The 17,169-nt window shown below is 62.9% G+C and carries 16 protein-coding genes; 1 reads left to right on the plus strand and 15 read right to left on the minus strand.

Features of this window, described 5'->3' with window-relative positions:
- Positions 1-2: 2 nt before the first annotated feature.
- From hisIE to glnA (ACZ5BT_RS08895), 11 genes are all read right to left on the minus strand, one after another.
- A complete protein-coding gene (hisIE, locus tag ACZ5BT_RS08845) occupies positions 3-635 on the minus strand; it encodes a bifunctional phosphoribosyl-AMP cyclohydrolase/phosphoribosyl-ATP diphosphatase HisIE (protein ID WP_464884230.1) in 633 nt (210 codons plus the stop codon).
- The gene (gene hisF, locus ACZ5BT_RS08850) at positions 625-1,398 is read right to left on the minus strand and encodes an imidazole glycerol phosphate synthase subunit HisF (RefSeq protein ID WP_464884231.1); all 774 of its coding nucleotides are present in this window, start codon (positions 1,396-1,398) and stop codon (positions 625-627) included. The genes hisIE and hisF overlap by 11 nt, the downstream gene beginning before the upstream one ends.
- 30 nt (positions 1,399-1,428) lie before the next feature.
- Positions 1,429-2,286, minus strand: a complete 858-nt coding sequence (locus ACZ5BT_RS08855) for an ABC transporter permease (RefSeq protein WP_464884232.1) — start codon at positions 2,284-2,286, stop codon at positions 1,429-1,431.
- 7 nt (positions 2,287-2,293) lie between these two features.
- Entirely contained in the window at positions 2,294-3,349 is a 1,056-nt protein-coding gene (locus ACZ5BT_RS08860; protein ID WP_464884233.1) for an ABC transporter permease, read from the minus strand.
- A 53-nt stretch (positions 3,350-3,402) separates the two neighbouring features.
- Positions 3,403-4,968, minus strand: a complete 1,566-nt coding sequence (locus ACZ5BT_RS08865; RefSeq protein ID WP_464884234.1) for an ABC transporter substrate-binding protein — start codon at positions 4,966-4,968, stop codon at positions 3,403-3,405.
- Between the two features lie 75 nt (positions 4,969-5,043).
- On the minus strand, positions 5,044-5,757 hold the full coding sequence (locus tag ACZ5BT_RS08870; RefSeq protein WP_464884235.1) for an ABC transporter ATP-binding protein: 714 nt from the start codon (positions 5,755-5,757) through the stop codon (positions 5,044-5,046).
- Complete coding sequence (locus ACZ5BT_RS08875) at positions 5,754-6,548, minus strand: ABC transporter ATP-binding protein (protein ID WP_464884236.1); 795 nt, start codon at positions 6,546-6,548, stop codon at positions 5,754-5,756. Before ACZ5BT_RS08875 ends, ACZ5BT_RS08870 begins: the two co-directional genes overlap by 4 nt.
- Positions 6,549-6,576: 28 nt before the next feature.
- A complete protein-coding gene (locus ACZ5BT_RS08880) occupies positions 6,577-7,854 on the minus strand; it encodes a branched-chain amino acid ABC transporter permease (protein WP_464884237.1) in 1,278 nt (425 codons plus the stop codon).
- Positions 7,851-9,020, minus strand: a complete 1,170-nt coding sequence (locus ACZ5BT_RS08885) for a branched-chain amino acid ABC transporter permease (protein WP_464884238.1) — start codon at positions 9,018-9,020, stop codon at positions 7,851-7,853. The genes ACZ5BT_RS08880 and ACZ5BT_RS08885 overlap by 4 nt, the downstream gene beginning before the upstream one ends.
- A 128-nt stretch (positions 9,021-9,148) precedes the next feature.
- The gene (locus ACZ5BT_RS08890) at positions 9,149-10,318 is read right to left on the minus strand and encodes a branched-chain amino acid ABC transporter substrate-binding protein (RefSeq protein WP_464884239.1); all 1,170 of its coding nucleotides are present in this window, start codon (positions 10,316-10,318) and stop codon (positions 9,149-9,151) included.
- Positions 10,319-10,441: 123 nt separating this feature from the next.
- The gene (glnA, locus tag ACZ5BT_RS08895) at positions 10,442-11,782 is read right to left on the minus strand and encodes a type I glutamate--ammonia ligase (protein ID WP_464884240.1); all 1,341 of its coding nucleotides are present in this window, start codon (positions 11,780-11,782) and stop codon (positions 10,442-10,444) included.
- 222 nt (positions 11,783-12,004) lie between these two features.
- Here glnA (ACZ5BT_RS08895) and glnA (ACZ5BT_RS08900) point away from each other — a divergent pair, with 222 nt between their 5' ends.
- Positions 12,005-13,429: a type I glutamate--ammonia ligase gene (glnA, locus tag ACZ5BT_RS08900; RefSeq protein ID WP_464884241.1), complete on the plus strand. Its 1,425-nt coding sequence runs from the start codon at positions 12,005-12,007 to the stop codon at positions 13,427-13,429.
- Between the two features lie 93 nt (positions 13,430-13,522).
- On the opposite strand, the gene ACZ5BT_RS08905 is transcribed toward glnA (ACZ5BT_RS08900), so the two are convergent.
- The 4 genes from ACZ5BT_RS08905 to cutA form a co-directional block, all read right to left on the minus strand.
- On the minus strand, positions 13,523-14,986 hold the full coding sequence (locus ACZ5BT_RS08905; RefSeq protein WP_464884242.1) for a bifunctional metallophosphatase/5'-nucleotidase: 1,464 nt from the start codon (positions 14,984-14,986) through the stop codon (positions 13,523-13,525).
- Positions 14,987-15,089: 103 nt separating this feature from the next.
- Positions 15,090-16,094, minus strand: coding sequence for an NAD(P)/FAD-dependent oxidoreductase (locus tag ACZ5BT_RS08910; protein ID WP_464884243.1), 1,005 nt, complete (start codon positions 16,092-16,094; stop codon positions 15,090-15,092).
- Positions 16,095-16,107: 13 nt separating this feature from the next.
- Entirely contained in the window at positions 16,108-16,719 is a 612-nt protein-coding gene (locus ACZ5BT_RS08915; protein WP_464884244.1) for a helix-turn-helix domain-containing protein, read from the minus strand.
- 66 nt (positions 16,720-16,785) lie between these two features.
- Positions 16,786-17,133 (minus strand): divalent-cation tolerance protein CutA, encoded by a 348-nt coding sequence (gene cutA / locus ACZ5BT_RS08920; RefSeq protein WP_464884245.1) that lies wholly within the window; start codon positions 17,131-17,133, stop codon positions 16,786-16,788.
- Between the last annotated feature and the right edge of the window lie 36 nt (positions 17,134-17,169).

The following is a 17,169-nucleotide window of genomic DNA, read 5'->3' on the forward strand; positions in this document are numbered from 1 at the left end:
GCTCACTCCGGTTTGTGCCGCCTTGCCAGTTCCTTGGCCAGGTCCTTTGGTGAGAGGTCCAGTTCGGCCAGAACGAGGAGGAGATGGAAATAGAGATCTGCCGCTTCCCAGGCCAGTTCATCACGGTTTGAGTTCTTGGCCGCGATGATGACCTCCCCGGCTTCTTCGCCGATCTTTTTGAGCAGTCGGTCGAGCCCCTGGCGGTGAAGGGTGGCGACGTAGGAGCCCTCGGGGAGTGCTCGCAAGCGATCCTGGATGGTTTGAAAGACGCGCTCGGTGACCTTGCCCAGATCGCTCTCAACCGCACTTTTCACCGCGGGTTGGATCGGGTTGTGGAAACAGCTTCGCGCGCCGGTGTGGCAGGCCGGTCCCTGGGGGTCGACCTTATAGAGCACAGCGTCGCCGTCGCAGTCGAGGACCACCTCGACGACCTTTTGGACGTTGCCGCTGGTTTCGCCTTTCTTCCAAAGCCTCTTCCGGGAGCGCGAGAAAAAGTGGGCAAACCCTGTGGCCAACGTCAGCTCGAGGGCTTCCCGGTTGGCATACGCCAGGGTGAGCACCTCGCCACTTCCGGCATCCTGCATGACCACGGGGACGAGCCCGTTTTCGTCGAAACGAATGGCGTCAAGCTCCATGGGTATCCTCCAGGCGAACGGCCAGGCCGTGTTTGGCCAGGTAGCGCTTGAGCTCTGGAATGGGGATTTCACCAAAATGGAAAACGCTCGCGGCCAGCGCGGCGTCGGCGCGGCCCCGGCTGAAGGCGTCGGCAAAGTGCGAGGGGGTGCCCGCTCCGCCGGAAGCGATCACCGGAACCTCAACCGCCTCGCTCACGGCGCGGGTGAGTTCGAGGTCGAAGCCGGACTTGGTTCCGTCTTTGTCCATGCTGGTGAGAAGGATCTCGCCCGCCCCGCGTCGCACGCCCTCCCGGGCCCAGGCTACGGCGTCGAGCCCAGTGGGTTCGCGGCCGCCCCTCACAAAAACCTCCCAGCCCTCGCCACGCCTTTTGGCGTCGATCGCGAGCACCACGGCCTGAGACCCGAAATGGGAGGCGAGTTCGGTAATGAGCTCTGGGCGAAAGACTGCGGCCGAGTTCACGCTGACCTTGTCCGCCCCGGCAAGCAGCAGGGCGCGGGCGTCGTCAAGGCTCCGGATCCCGCCGCCAACGGTGAAAGGAATGAACACCGATTCTGCCACCCTGGCCACGATTTCGAGCATGGTCGACCGCGCCTCAACCGTGGCGGTGATGTCGAGGAAGACCAGCTCGTCGGCCCCGGCGGCGTCGTAGGCCTTGGCCGCCTCGACGGGGTCGCCGGCGTCAACCAGGTTGACGAAATTAACCCCCTTGACCACGCGTCCGTCGTGGACGTCGAGGCAGGGGATGATCCGTTTCGCCAGCACGGGCAAGATTATACGCCGTTCGCCCGGGGCTCAGCGCACGTTGCGAGGATCGAGGGCATCCCGCAACCCGTCACCGAGTAGGTTGAATCCCAGCACCGCGAGCATGATCGCAAGGCCCGGGAAGAGGCTGATCCAGGGAGCGGTGGTGAAGTACTGGAAGCCCCGGGCGATCATGACCCCCCACTCCGGAGCCGGGGGCTGGGCGCCGAGGCCGAGGAATCCGAGCCCGGCCGCGTCGAGGATGGCGGTGGCGATGGAGAGCGTGGCTTGGACGATGATGGGGGAGAGGCCGTTGGGAAGGATGTGCTTGAGGATGATCCGGGTGTTGGTGGCGCCCAGGGCCCGGGCTGAGGCGATGAACTCCTGCTCTTTGAGCGAGAGTACGTTGCTGCGCGCGAGCCGGGCAAAAATCGGTATTTGCACGATGCCCACGGCGATCATCGCGTTGGCGATGCCTGGGCCAATCACCGCGACGATGGCGATGGCGAGGAGGATAGAGGGAAAGGCCAGCATGATGTCGATGAGCCAGGTGATCAGCATGTCGAGCCTGCCACCGAAATACCCGGCGATGAGTCCGAGCAGCGTGCCCACGACCAGGGCCAGCCCCACGGCCACCACACCAACGCGAAGGCTGATCCGGGCGCCGTGCCAAACCCGGATGAAGATGTCGCGACCGAGTTCGTCGGTGCCCATCACGTGCTCGATGGAAGGGGGTTTGAGCCTGGCCCGGAGGTTCCGGTCTTTGGTCGGGTTGTAAGGCGCGAGCAGCGGGGCCAGGATGGCGAGCAGAATAAACGCGGTCACGATGAAGAGACCGGCCCGGCCCGGGCTCGATCGCCAGAACCTCTTCAGCGCTTGCTGGGTAGGGGTGCGAGCGGCGACAGTCATGTTCCTCCTAGCGATACTGGATTCTGGGGTCCAAAAGGCCGTACGAGAGGTCGACCAGGGCGTTGACGATAACGTAGATGGTGGCGATGAAGAGGGTGCCGCCCTGGACGATGGGATAATCGCGGGCCTGGATGGCCTCGTAGAGCCACTTGCCGATACCCGGCCAGTTGAAGATGGTCTCGGTCAGGATCGCCCCGGTGAGCAGGGTGCCAAACCACAGGCCGATGATGGTAATGACCGGAAGCATGGCGTTTTTGAGGGCGTGTTTCCAGACTACCACCCGTTCCGGCAGGCCTTTGGCCCGGGCGGTGCGAACGTAGTCCTGCGAGAGGACCTCGAGCATCGCGCTCCGCATCATGCGGGCGATGACCGCTGTGGGAATCGAGCCGAGCGCGAGCGAGGGCAGGAGCAGGTGGCGGAGGGCATCAAAGAAGACGTCGAACCGCAGGCGCAAGAGCGCATCCAAAAGGAGCAGACCGGTCACCGGCTCGAAATTGAAGCCAAGCCCCAGCCGCCCCGAAGGCGGGAGCCAGTGGAGATTGACGGCGAAGATGTAGATGAGGAGGAGGCCGAGCCAGAAAATCGGCATCGAGACCCCGACCAGCGCTCCGGTCATGACCATGAGATCCCAGAGGCTGTTCTTTCTCAGTGCCGCGAGAATTCCGGCAGGGATTCCGGCGAAGAGGGCCACCGCCATTGCCCCCAGCGTCAGCTCGAGGGTGGCGGGAAACCTTGCCCTGAGCTCGCGGCTGACGTCGACCTTGGTGAAGATCGAGCGGCCGAGGTTGCCCTGAAGGGTGCGGGAAAGAAACGCGAGGTACTGGCTGTCGAAGAGCTTTTTCACCTCCCCGCTTTCCCGAAAGGCCTTGAGGTTGAGGAAGAGGGGTTTGTCGAGGTTGAGCTCCTTGCGTAATCGCTCTACCGCCGTGGGCGTTGCCCGCTGGCCCAGCATGACGCGGGCGGGGTCACCGGGAATGAGGTGGACGAAGGTGAAGACCAGGAGGCTGACACCGAAGAGCACGGGGATGAGGCTCAGGAATCTTCGTAAGGCGTATGCGGCCACGAGGAAAAGTATAAAGGGCCCGGACGCGCCGGGCCCATTGGAAGGTGCGCTTGCTACTTGACTTCCACCATGTAGAGCTCTTCCGACCCCAAGGGGCTCGGGATGTAATTCTTCACGTTCTTGCGGGTGGCGTGGAGGGGGTTGTTGTGAGCCACGGGAATCGAGAGCACGTTGTCGTGGACCAGACGCTGGGCCTTGGCGTAGAGGGCCTTGCGCTGATCGAGGTCTGCCGTCACCCGGGCCTTGAGGATCAGATCGCCGATTTCCTTGCAGACGTCGGTTTCACAGCCGAGGTTGGTCTTGATCGAGGTGGGGCCGAAGAAGGTGTAGAGGTAGTTGTCCGGGTCGGGGTAGTCGGGGCTCCAGCCCAGCATGTACATGGGGAACTTGCCCTGGTCGTAGTCGGAGAGGTAGGTCCCCCAGTCCTCGGTCTTGAGCTTGGCCTTGATGCCCACGTCGGCCAGGTAGGTGGCGATGGTCTCGGCGATCGGCTGTGGGGCCGGGAAGTAGGGGCGTGAGACGGGCATGTACCAGATCTCGGTCTCGAAGCCGTTGGGGTAACCGGCTTCGGCGAGCAGCTGCTTGGCCTTTTCGGGGTCATAGGTGAAGGGCTTGATGTCGCCGGCGCGCCCCCACATGGCCGGAGGAACGAATTCGGTGGCCCGCTCGCCCAGTCCGCCGTAGAAGGCGTCGACGATCGCCTGCCAGTCTACGGCCATGGCGATGGCCTGGCGCACCTTGAGGTTGTCGAGCGGCTTGTTTTGCTGGTGGAAGGCCAGGTACCCGATGTTGAGGCCCTTTTGGACCACGGCCACCAGGTTGGGGTCGTTCTTGATGGTCTGGTAGTCCTCGGGCGAGAGGTTGTTGGCGATGTCGATCGAGCCCGCCCGGAGCTCGGCCAGACGCGAGGTGGGCTCGGGGATGCCCCGGAAGACCAGGGTCTTCACTTTGGCCTTTTCGCCCCAGTAGTTCTCGTTGCGCTCGAGGATGACCTTGTCGCCGATGGACCAGCTCTTGAACACGAAGGGGCCGGTGCCTACGATGCCGACGTCGGGGGTACCGTAGCGGTCGGGATCGGCCTTGACCGCGGTGGGGCTGTCGATGCCGAAGTAGCTCGCGGCGACCATTTGCGGGAAGAAGCCGACCGGTTTGTTGAGGTAGAAGCGGACCGTGTAGTCGTCGACGACCTCGACCTTGTCGATCACCGACCCCTCACCTTTGAAGCCACCGAAGACCCAGGTGAAGGGGACGAACTGCTTGTTGCCCCGGTAGGGGTTTTGCTTATCGTTCCAGCGGTCGTAGTTGAACTTCACCGCTTCGGCGTTGAAGGGGGTGCCGTCGTGGAACTTGACCCCTTTTCGGAGGTAGAAGGTCCAGACCGTCGAGTCGTCGTTGGCCTCCCAGCGCACCGCCAGACCGGGGATGGGGATCACGGTGCCGGGTTTGAACGCCACCAGGGTCTCCACCACCTGCTTGGCGACCCGCAGCGAGTTGCCGTCCTGGGCGTCGGCGGAGTCGAGGGTTTTGGGCAGGTCGGACTGCCCGTACACCAGCGTCTGGGCAAAGCCCATTCCCGCGACCAGGAAAAGCGACATGATGCCGATGAGTAATTTTTTCATACACACCTCCAGTTTCAATTGCGCTTCAAAGTATAACCGCCCCCAGGCGGGGGCGGCAACGCTGAGGTAGAATTTTTATCCACCCAGATAGGCTTTTTTGACCTCCTCGTTGCGCGCGAGCTCTTCCGCTGGGCCCTCGAGGGTGATCTCTCCGGTTTGCAGGACGTAGCCGCGGTGCGCGACCTTGAGCGCGAGCAGGGCGTTTTGCTCGACGAGCAGGATGGTCTTGCCGCGTTTGTTGAGCTCGACGATGATTTCGAAGATGGCGTCGACCAGCACCGGGGCGAGTCCCATCGAGGGCTCGTCGAGGAGGAGGATCCTGGGGTCCTGCATGAGCGCGCGGCCGATGGCGAGCATCTGCTGCTCGCCGCCCGAGAGCGTGCCCCCGAGCTGGCGGCGGCGCTCGGCCAGGCGGGGGAAGAGGTCGAAGACCTCGGTCTTGCGCTCGGCCACGGTTTGGCGGTCGTTGGTGAGGTAGGCGCCGATCTCGAGGTTCTCCTCGACGGTCAATCGGGGGAAGATTCGCCGGCCTTCGGGGACGTGGCCGATGCCCCGTTTGACGATTTCATAAGCCGGCAGGTGGTTGACCCGCTTGCCCTCGAAAATGACTTCCCCTTCACGCGGGTGGACCATCCCGGAGATGGTTCGCAGGGTGGTGGTCTTCCCCGCGCCGTTGGCCCCGATCAGGGTGACGATCTCGCCTTCCCTGACCTCGAGGCTCACCCCTTTGAGGGCGTGGATGTGCCCGTAGTAGGTGTGAACGCTTTTGAGCTCGAGGACCTTCTTCATTGTGCGCCCTCCACCGCGCCCCGCCCAAGGTAGGCCTCGATGACCCGGGGGTCGTTTTGGACCTCTTTGGGCGTGCCCTCGAGCAGCTTCTTACCGTAGTCGAGGACCGCGATTCGCTCGGAGATGCTCATAACCAGTTTCATGTCGTGCTCGATCAAAACGATGGTGATCCCCAGATCGTCGCGGACCTTGACGATCTGATCTTGCAGTTCTTCCGTTTCCTGGGGGTTCATCCCGGCGGCGGGCTCGTCGAGGAGCAGCAGCCTGGGTTCCAGGGCCAGGGCTCGGGCGATCTCGAGCCGGCGCTGCTCGCCGTAGGGCAGATTCTTCGCCAGCTCCTGAGCCCGGTGGCCGAGCTGCATGTATTCGAGCAGTTCCATCGAGCGCTCGAGCGCCTTTTTCTCTTCGCGGTGGTAGCGCGGCGTGTGGAGGAGTGCGTCGGCGTAGCTGGTCCTGGTGTGGACGTGGCGCGCGACCATGACGTTCTCGAGCGCGGTCATGGCGCCAAAGAGACGGATGTTCTGGAAGGTCCGGGCCATGCCGCGGGCCGCGATCCAGGCCGGGTCTTTCCCCGTGATGTCCTCCCCGTCGAAGCGGATGCTCCCGCGGTCGGGCTTGTAGATGCCGGTGATGAGGTTGAAGAAGGTGGTCTTGCCGGCCCCGTTGGGTCCGATGACGGCGAAGATCTCGCCGCGCCGGATCTGCATGCTCACGTCGTTGACCGCTACCAGGCCACCGAAGGTTTTGGTGACCTTTTCCACGTCGAGGATCACGTCCGTGTTCTGGCTCATCGCTCGACTCCCTTCACTGGGGGACGGCTCACTCGCTCTCCCGCATCTCGAGCACCCGCCGCTTTTCGGGGATGATGCCCTCGGGTCGGTAGATCATCATTAACACCATAATGAGGCCGAACACCATCCGCTCGTACTTCGCGGGTTCGAGCTGGGTGGGCAGGTTCGCGAAGTTGTACTTGAAAAACCCGAGGTTGATGGTAAAGCCGCTGCTGCGAAGCCCTTCCAAATATTCCGAGGCCGTTTTCAACACGTCGACGTTGAGAATGGTGACCGTGGCCGCGCCCAGGATGGCCCCCGGGATCGAGCCCATGCCACCCAGGATCACCATCACCAGGATGATGATGGATTGGATCAGGGTGAACGATTCCGGGCTCACGTAGAGCTGCTTGGCGGCGAAGAGCGCCCCCATGGCTCCGGAAAAGCTCGCCCCGGTGGCAAAGGCCAGCAGCTTGGTGGGAAGTAGCGGGATTCCCATGGCCCGGGCCGCGATCTCGTCTTCGCGGATCGCGATCCAGGCCCGGCCAAAGCGCGAGTGGTCGAGGCGGATATTCACCAGGGTGACGATTCCGATAATGCCGAGGACCAGGAAGTAGAAGAAGAGCGGGTAGGCCTGGGCTTTGTCGAGCTGGATCCCGAACTGGTTGAAGAGGGCGATGAACCAGTCGACCGGCGGGCGCTGGATGGGGGTGATGCCCTGGGGGCCGTTGGTGATGTTGATGGGTTGGTCCAGGTTGTTGGCCAAAACGCGCACCACCTCACCGAGCCCCAGGGTGACGATGGCCAGGTAGTCGCCCTTGAGCCGGAGCGCCGGCAGACCGATGATGAGGCCGGTTATCGCTGCCGCGACCACCGCCAGCAGCATGAAGAGGTAGAAGTATTCCCCGGGGAGCGGAAAGATCTTCACCGGCATGAACTCATTGGCCTGCTTGGACCCGAAGATGGCCCAGGTGTAAGCGCCTACGGCGAAGAAGGCCGCATACCCCAAGTCGAGCAGGCCGGCGAGGCCGACCACGACGTTGAGCCCGAGCGCCATGGCGGCGTAGATCCCGATCTGGACGCCGAGCTCGAAGAGGAAGGAGTTTTGGAAGCCGGCGGCGGGGACCACGATGAGCAAAATGGCGCCGCCGATGAGCACCTTCAACCATTTGGAGATCGGCAGCAAAAATGCTCCGAGCAGGGAGGCGAGGGTCAGGAGGAAGGGAAGGGTGCCTCGAGGATCCGAAAGCAACCAAAACCCCGACGCCACCGCGACCAAAGCGATGGCCAGGCTGAGCAGGAGCTGGTTTCTGGCGAGGTTCTTCATACTTTTTCACCCACCTGCTGGCCGAGGATGCCCTGGGGCCTGAAGAGAAGGATCAAAATGAGGATCACGAAGGCCAGGATGTCCTTGTACTCGGTGCCCATGGCGCCGTTGGTGAGGAAGGTCAGGTAGGTGCCGCCGAGCATCTCCAGCATGCCGAGCACCAGCCCGCCCACCGCGGCGCCGGTGATGTTCCCGATCCCCCCGAGCACCGCGGCGGTAAAGGCCTTGATGCCGGGGATGAAGCCCACGTAGGGGTGGACCAGGGTGTAGAGCAGACCGAAGAGGACCCCGGCCACGCCTCCGAGAAAGCCGCCGATGAGGAAGGTCCGCGAGATGATGACGTCGGGGTTGATTCCCATCAGGCTCGCCGTCTGGGCATCCTGGGCGACGGCGCGGATCGCGACCCCAAGCTTGGTTTTGTTGACCAGCCAGTTGAGGCCAAAGAGCATGGCGAGCGACACCACGATGACCAGCAGCGACTTCATCTGGATCGAGAGGCCCATGTCGGTGGTGAGGACCTCGCGATATTTCAGCGAGAACAAAACCGTGAAGAGGATCGACAGGCCGGAAAGGGCATAGAGGATGTTGCGGCTTGGGTGTTTGTGCTTAGCCCGGACGAGCCGAACCCCGACCCAGTAGATGAGATAGACGATGGCGAAAAAGAAGGTGAAAAGGCTAAGGATGATGACGATATCCCCGAGCCATACCGGCAAGTTATACGTCCGTTCAAAGGCGTCGAAAGTGGGATAACGGCGGTAAAAGGCGTTGTTCCATAGGCCCTCGATGAGGCGCACCAGGTCCTGAAGGAAAAACGACGCGCCGATGGCGGTGATGAGGGGCACCAGCCGGTTGGTGGTCCCGCGTTTTCGAAGCGGGCGGTAGGCGAGCCGCTCGACCGATACTGAGACGAAGGCCGCGACCGCGCCGCCGATGGCGATTGCGACCAGCAGCAAGAGGTAGGGGTTGGCGATGGTGCCCTTGAGCAGGATGAAGGTTTCGGCACCGGCGACCGCGCCTGACATAAAAATTTCCGAGTGGGCGAAGTTGATGAGCTCCAGGACGCCGTAGACCATGGTGTAGCCCAGCGCGATCATGGCGTACACGAAGCCAAGGATGAGGCCCTCGAGGAGGACGCTCGGCAGTAGCGAGATCAAGACTTCGAACAAGACACACCTCCCGATGGGGTTAAAACTCTCATCACAACGAATAAGTTAGCATATGTTCCCCGCTTTGTCTCCGGTCCACGAGTGAGGGGGCGCCGCAGCGCCCCCTGGATCACACCTTGCTCAAGACATTAGCGAATGCTCTTGCAGACGCTCGCCGGGGCGGGGAAGGAGATGACCTTCGCCACCGTGCCCGGGTACTTCGCCTCGGCCAGGTGGACGACGAAGTAATCCGCTTTCTTCCGGTCGCCCTTGTAGTCGAAGGCCACGTCGCCGGTTACCCCGCTGATCTGGGTCTGGCGGATGAGCATCGAGAGCTCGGCCCGGGTAGGTTTACGCTTGGCCTGCTCGATGAAGCTCTTGAGGGCGGCGATCACGACGTTGGCCGAGTCATAGCCGTAGATGGCGAACGACTCAGGCTCTTTTCCGAAGCGCTGCTTGAACTTCTCGGCCATGGCCTTGGCCTTGGGGTACTGGTCGATGGGACCGGCGACGGTGGTGTAGTAGGCACCCTTGGCGGCATCGCCGGCGATCTCGACGAACTTGGAGGAGTCAAGCCCGTCGGGACCCATGAACGTGGCCTTGATGCCCCGCTCGCGCATTTGCTTCAGGAGCACCGCACCCTGGTTGTAGATGCCACCGAAGTACACGAAGTCAGGACGGCTGGCCTTCATCTGAAGGATCAAAGCCTGGAAGTTGGACTTTTCCTCGGTGCCGACGAAGGCCACGACCTTGGCTCCGAGTTCTTCGGCCTTGATCTTGAACTGCTCGGCCACGCCCTGACCGTAAGTGGTCTTATCGTGGACCACGAAGATCCGCTTGGCGCCGAGCGTCTTCACCGCGAACTCGGCCCCCGCCGGGCCCTGAACGTCGTCACGGCCCACGAGGCGGTCGATGTTGAGGTAGCAGCGGTCGGTCACCGCGGGACCGGTGTTGGCCGGGGATACCATGGGCAGCTGGTAGTCTTTATAGACTTCCGAGGACGGGATGGCGACACCGGTGTTCAGGTGGCCAACCACGGCAAGGACGTCGGGGTCGGTGACCAGACGACGGGCCACGGCCACGCCGACGTCGGGGTTCGCCTGGTCATCCTGTGGCGCGAGCTCGAGCCGGAAGCCGAGCTTTTCGAACTCGGGCTGCGCCTCTTCGACCGCGAGCTGAGCCCCGAGCTTGATCATCTCGCCCAGGGCGGCCTGCTCACCCGACAGCGGCGACACCGTAGCGATCTTGATGACGTTGGACTGCGCAAATGCCAGTGCACCAAAGGCCACGAGCAACGCTGGGAGTATACTTTTCCTCATATCCCCCTCCTTTTCGTGCGAGTTCTATCTTGTCTCGCACCGGTATTTTACAAAAAAATACGCCGCGCTTGTCAATAAAAAACCGCGGGAGCCCTCCCCCGCGGTTTTTCAGCGTGTGAGGCCTTAGTAGCTCGCCAGGTAACGGTCGAGCTCCCACTGGTGCACGCTGATCCGGTAGTCTTCCCACTCAAGTCGCTTGGCCTTGACCAGGTGTTCGTAGATATGTTCACCAAGTACACCCTTGATCAGCTCATCTTTTTCCAGCGCCTCCAGGGCCTCGCGCAGGGTTCCCGGCAGCTCCTTGATCTTGTGACGCCGCCGCTCACGGATGCCCATCTGGAAGATGTTGCGCTGGATGGGCGGCGGCGGGGTGAGCTTACGCTCGATGCCGTCGAGGCCGGCGGCGAGCATGACCGCGAGGGCCAGGTAGGGGTTCGCGCTGGGGTCGGGCATGCGCAGCTCGGCCCGCGTGCCCACGCCGCGCCGGGCGGGGACCCGGATCATGGCCGAGCGGTTGGAGGCCGACCAGGCGATGTTGGTGGGGGCTTCGTACCCCGGGGTGAGGCGTTTATAAGAGTTGACGAGGGGGTTGGTGATCGCCACCATACCCGCGGCGTGGGTGAGCAGCCCGGCGATGAAGTTGAGGGCCACCTCCGAGAGCTGGTATTCGGCTTTGGGGTCGTAGAAAGCGTTTTCGCCCTTTTTGAAGACTGAGAGGTGGGTGTGCATCCCCGAGCCGTTGATGCCCCGGATGGGTTTGGGCATGAAGGTGGCGTGCAGGCCGTGGAGGAGGGCGACCCTCTTCACCACGAACTTGAAGGTGGCGATGTTGTCGGCGGTGGTCAGGGCATCGGCGTACTTGAAATCGATCTCGTGCTGTCCGGGCGCGACCTCATGGTGGGCGGCTTCGATCTCGAAGCCCATCTCCACCAAAACGTTGACCATATCGCGCCGGGCCTCCTCGCCCTTGTCGATGGGGGCGAGGTCGAAATAGCCCGCCTGGTCGTGGGTCAGGGTTGTGGGTACCCCGCCGTCGTCCCGCATAAAGAGGAAGAACTCGGGCTCGGGTCCGGCGAACATATCGTCGAAGCCGAGCGCGCGGAGCCGTTCGATCTGCCTCTTGAGCACCTGGCGCGGGTCCCCCTCGAAGGGCCGCCCGTCGGGGTAGGTCACGTCGCAGATGAGGCGGGCGACGCGTCCGCGCTTGGGGTCCTCGAGGGTATCGGGGAAGATCACGAACGAGTTGTAGTCGGGAACCAGGTGCATGTCGGATTCCTCGATGCGGGTGAATCCCTCGATCGAGGAACCGTCGAACATGATCTCCCCATCGAGCGCCTTCTCGAACTGGCTCACCGGCACCTCGACGTTCTTGTTGATGCCGAGGATGTCGGTGAACTGAAGGCGCAGGAACCGGACGTTATGCTTCTCCATCTCCTTGAGGATTTCTGCTTTGCTCAAACCCATGACTGCAGTTTACCCCAAGACGAACTGAATGTATATGCGCCCCTGCGAAATAGCGCAGGCGGCCATGAAATAATGCGCAACGTGCACGAGAGCTGGCACAGAAATATGAACAAGGGCGAGAAAAGGACATAGCGTTACGCATAACGCCAACGAAGATCATAAAAGGCTTGACGCATCTGCGACCGATATGTAGGCTCAATGTGTAATATTTTGCGCGGAGGTGTGGCGGTGTTCAAAAACGCAGCTGAGGCCATCGGATACATACGGGAGCAGGGGATTGAGTTCGTTGACCTACGGTTTTCCGACCTCCCGGGGCGGTGGCAGCACTTCACCGTTCCCGCCCGCGAAGCCGACGAAGCCTTCTTTACCAAAGGCGTCGGGTTTGACGGGTCGTCGATCCAGGGCTTCCAGGCGATCAACGAGTCCGACATGCTGTTGATTCCGGACGTCAGCACGGCGTTCGTCGACCCCTTCCTGGAGCACAAGACCCTGGTCGTGATCGCCGATGTGTATGACCCGGTGGAGCAGAAGTTCTACGAGAAGGACCCCCGGGGGGTGGCCAAGCGGGCCGAGGCTTACCTCAAGCAAAGTGGCGTCGCCGATACCAGTTACTGGGGCCCGGAGATCGAGTTTTTCATCTTCGATCAGGTGAGCTTTTCCGTGGCGCCCCACCAGTCGGGGTTCTGGGTTGCGTCTGAAGAAGCGCACTGGGAGAGCGAGGGCGGGGGTGACGGGCTTTGGATCCGGCCTAAGGAAGGCTACTTCCCGGCGCCACCGGTCGATAAGAACCAGAACCTCAGGAGCGAGATGGTCAAGAACCTCGAGGCCATCGGGGTCGAGGTCGAGCTCCACCACCACGAGGTCGCGACCGCCGGTCAGGCCGAGATCGACATTCGCTTCGATACCTTGACCCGGATCGGCGACAAGGTGTTCAAGTACAAGTACGCGGTGCGCCAGACCGCCGCCCGGGCCGGGAAGACGGTGACCTTCATGCCCAAGCCGCTTTTCGGCGACAACGGCTCGGGAATGCACACCCACCAGTCGCTCTGGAAGGGGGGCGAGCCGCTCTTTTACGATCCCGAAGGGTACGCCGAGCTCTCCCAGCTGGCCATGCACTACGTCGCTGGCCTGCTGGCCCACGGGCCAGCGCTCGCGGCCATCACCAACCCTACCGTCAACTCCTACCGCCGGCTGGTCCCCGGTTACGAGGCGCCGGTGAACCTGATCATCTCCAAGCGCAACCGATCCGCGGTCATCCGGGTTCCCATGTACTTTAGCGGACCCGAGTTCCGCAAAGCCAAGCGCATCGAGTACCGGGCGCCTGACCCCTCCGGAAACCCCTACCTGACGTTCGCCGCCATGCTCATGGCAGGTCTGGATGGGATCCGGCGCGAGCTGGTGCCGCCGAAGCCGGTGGACAAAAACCTTTACGCCCTCTCCCGCAGCGAGGCCCGGCGGATCAAGACCCTCCCCAAAAGCCTCGACGAGGCGCTGGATGCCCTGGAGCGCGATCACGACTTCCTCCTCGAGGGCGGCGTTTTTACCGAGGCCATCCTCGAGGAGTGGATCTCGAGAAAGCGCGAGGAGGCAGCCGAGGTTCGCCTGCGCACGTCGCCGATCGAGTACCACCTCTACTACGACCTCTAAGCACCCCGCCGTGGCAATGGCCGCCGGGTGACTCGGGTGCGAAAAAAGGGGCGGGTGGCAACGCCACCCGCCCCCGCTGCTTGGGCCCAGTGCCTATTTCCGGATAATTCGGCCTTCCACCTTTGGCGCCACCGGGCTATGGGCCTCGATGTAATCCACCACCACCTGGGCCAGCAGGCGCCCACTCCGTTCGTCGATGACGCGGGGGGCGTTTTTAAACATGGTGTAGCCGTCGCCACCGCGCCCCATGTAGTCGTTGATGGCGCAGGTGTAGGTCTTCGCCGGATCGAGGGGCTTTCCGCCGACGGAGACCTCGAGCACACGCTCACCGGGGGCACGTTTGGGGTCAAAGGTGAAGCGGATGCCCGAGACCTGCGGGAAGCGGCCCTTGGTCCGCTCCCACTGCGAGACGCCATTTTCGAGCGCGGCCTTCAGGTCGGCCCCCGTGACCTTGACGCTGATCACCACGTTGCCAAACGGCAGGATCGAGAAAATATCCTTCTTGGTGAGGGTGCCGGGGCCGTAGAGACGGTCGGTGCGGATACCGCCCCCGTTTTGAATGGCGCAGTCGGCCTGGGCGTAGTCCCGGATGGCGTCGGCGATCAGGTTGCCGAGATTGGACTCCTCGCGACGGACGGTTTTGCGGCGGGCATCGAGGGCAACCTTGGTTTCCCCGATCGGCTCGGCCATGGCTTTATCGAGCGCCTCGGCGTATTTTGCGACCACCGCCGTCATCTGAGGATCGGCGGGAATGCTGGCGTCGACGGTGTAGAGGGTGGGCACGACGATAGGTTTCTGGCCGGGCACGGTGTAGACCTTGAGCTGAGACAGCCAGCGCCAGTCGGAGCCGGTCTTCCAGATCAGCGTGCCGTTCACCACCTTCCACATCGGCTCGTGATCGTGACCGCCGAGGATCAAGTCGATCTCAGGAACCTCCGCCGCCAGCTTTTCGTCGTTGACCATGTCCATATGGGTGAGGGCGATGACGACCTCCGCGCCTTTCGAGCGGAGCAGCTTGGCGTAGGTGCGGGCGGTCTTGACGAAGTCGAGGTACTTGGCACCGGGGCCGGGGCTCGTCAGCTCGAGCCAGTCATCGGCGAGTCCGAGGAGGCCCACTTTGACCCCGTGCCACTCAACGAGTGCCCAACGGGCGGCGCCCGCCAGGGGGCGGCCATTGCCGTCGACCAGGTTGGTGGCGATCCAGGTGAACCTCGAGGCCTTGACCCGCTCGGCCGCCACCTCGGGACCGAAATCGAACTCGTGGTTACCGTAGGCGGCATAGTCCACCCCGAGCCGGTTGAAGACGTCGATCATCTGTTTGCCCTTAAAGACGCTGGACATCAGCGAGGGGCTCAGGGTGTCGCCCGAGAAGAGGATGAGGTTGTCCTGGCCGCCCAGGGATTGAATGAGGGTGGCCACCCGGGCTGCTCCACCGAATTTTCCCCGCTTGACCGGCTGGATCTCATAGACGTCGTTGAAGTGGACGATGGAGAACTCGCCCGCCCAGGCCATGACGCCCATGGCCAGAGCGGCCACAAGAACAAGGAACCGCTTCATATGATCACCTCCGGTCCCCATTCTAGGGGAGTTAACGGGGCCCGGGTTGAAAAATGGGGCCAGTCGCCGCGGCAAACACCACGGCGGCCCCTTGAGCGCCCGTTTAGCTTGGGGTCAGCGGACGGTCCGAGGAGTGGCCGGGGAAGGCCTTTTCGCCGGTGATGTAGGAGGCGGCGTAGTTGGCGGCGGTGGCGGCTTCGCCGAAGTTGACCTGGAGGAGTTTCAGCTTCCCGGGGTAGGTGACGGTATCGCCCGCGGCGAAGACACCGGGGATGTTGGTTTCCATTCGGGTGTCGACGACGATCTTCCCCTTGTCCATGGTCAGGCCCCACGCCTGGATGGGGCCGGGTTTGGTGAGGAAACCGGCCAGGATCAGTACCACGTCGGCGGCGAGCGTACGCTTGTGCTTATCTTGCAGGTTTTCGATCTCGACTGCCTCGACCCGATCGCCGCCGCGGACGGCCTTGAGGACGTAGGGGGTGAGGACCTCGAGCTCGTCCGCCTCGGCGGCGGCTCTGAGCTCCTCGACCGATCGCTCGTGGGCGCGGAAGCTGTTGCGCCGGTGGATCAGGGTCACGCGCGCGGTTTGTTTGAGCGTCAGCGCCCAGTCGAGCGCCGAATCCCCGCCGCCGACGATGAGCACCCGTTTGCCCTCGACGGCCTTCGGGTCGCGGAGTGCGTACTCAAGCCCTTTTCCTTCGAACTCAAGCTCGCCTTCTGCGCCGACGCGCCGGGGTTCGAAGATGCCAAGGCCGGAGGCGATGATGACCGCCCGACCGCGGTAGACGCGGCCTTTCTCGGTGGTGAGCTTGAAACCGCCGTTTTCGGGTAAAAGGCGTTCGGCGCGTTCGCCGAGCGCGTAGCGGGGATGGAACGGCGCCAGCTGGGCCACCAGCCGGGCCGCGAGCTCGGCGGCCTTAATTTTGGGGAACCCCACGACGTCGTAGATGAATTTTTCCGGATAGAGCGCGACCAGCTGACCGCCGGCTTCCTCCAGGGGATCTACCAGTCGAACGGTGAGGCCCCGCATCCCGGCGTAGAAGGCGGCGGCGAGTCCGGTTGGCCCGGCCCCGACGATGAGGAGATCGGTGGTTTCCGGTTCTGACACCTCGAGCGCCCCGCTATTCCCTGACCTTTGCCAGCGCTTCCAGACCCTTACGGTCGAGGATGGTGATCTTCCCGTACCCCGAACGGATGTACCCTTCCCGGAAGAGCTCCCCGACCACCTTGGTGACGGTTTCTCTTACCGATCCTACCGCAGCCGCGAGCTCGTCGTGTGTCAGTCGGATGACAGTTTGGCCTTCAGGACTCCGTTCCGCCACCGCGGTGTCGCTGAACTCGATGAGGGCGGCCGCGATTCGGTTTTTGAGGCGCTGGCTCACCAGCCGCTCGATTCGGCGGTAGGTTTGGTTGAGGGCGCCGATCATGTGCACGGTTAATTCACGGAACTCCTCCAGGCCGAGGTTTTTAGGGTCGTAGGTGTCGATCGCGGTGTGGGTCACGGCCTCGGCGAAGTAGCGGCGTTCCGCGCCCACGAGCGCCTCTTCGCCAAAGAACTCGCCCGGCCGTACGAAACGAAGCGTCAGGGTGTTCCCGTCGTCGTCGACGTTTTGGATACGCACCAGGCCCTCGCGGACCCGCATCAGGGGCTCTTTCGGCCCCGGGACGCCCGGGTAGAGGATGACCTCGCCTGGGGCGAAGGTCTGGGTGTCGGTAATCCTGGTCTTGGTCACAATTCCCTCCCATCCCCAGGCTAGCACGCCGGGGCCAATTTGTAAACATATAGGTTACGAAAAAATCTACCGCTCGCCGTTCTCTGGATGGGTGGACTCGGCGAGCCATTCCAGGTACGGCGGATACCCCCGGTCGACAGGGAGCGCCAGGACCTCGGGGACGGAATAAGGGTGCAGTTCGGCGACCCGCTCGATGAGCGAATTCAGACGGCCCTCCGTGGTTTTCATAATCAAGAGGACTTCCTCGTCGGTGACCACCGATCCTTGCCAGCGGTAGATCGAGGTAAGGCCGGGGACGATGTTGACGCAGGCGACGAGCCTTTCTTCGACCAGCTTTCGGGCCAGCGCTTCGGCGGAAGACTCACCGGAATCGGTCGTTTTCGGAGCGGTGACCAAAACCACGTAGGCTTGCATGCCCTTACTCTATAAACCCCCGGGCACGACGGGCCC

The sequence above is a fragment of the Vulcanithermus mediatlanticus genome, from assembly GCF_055385885.1.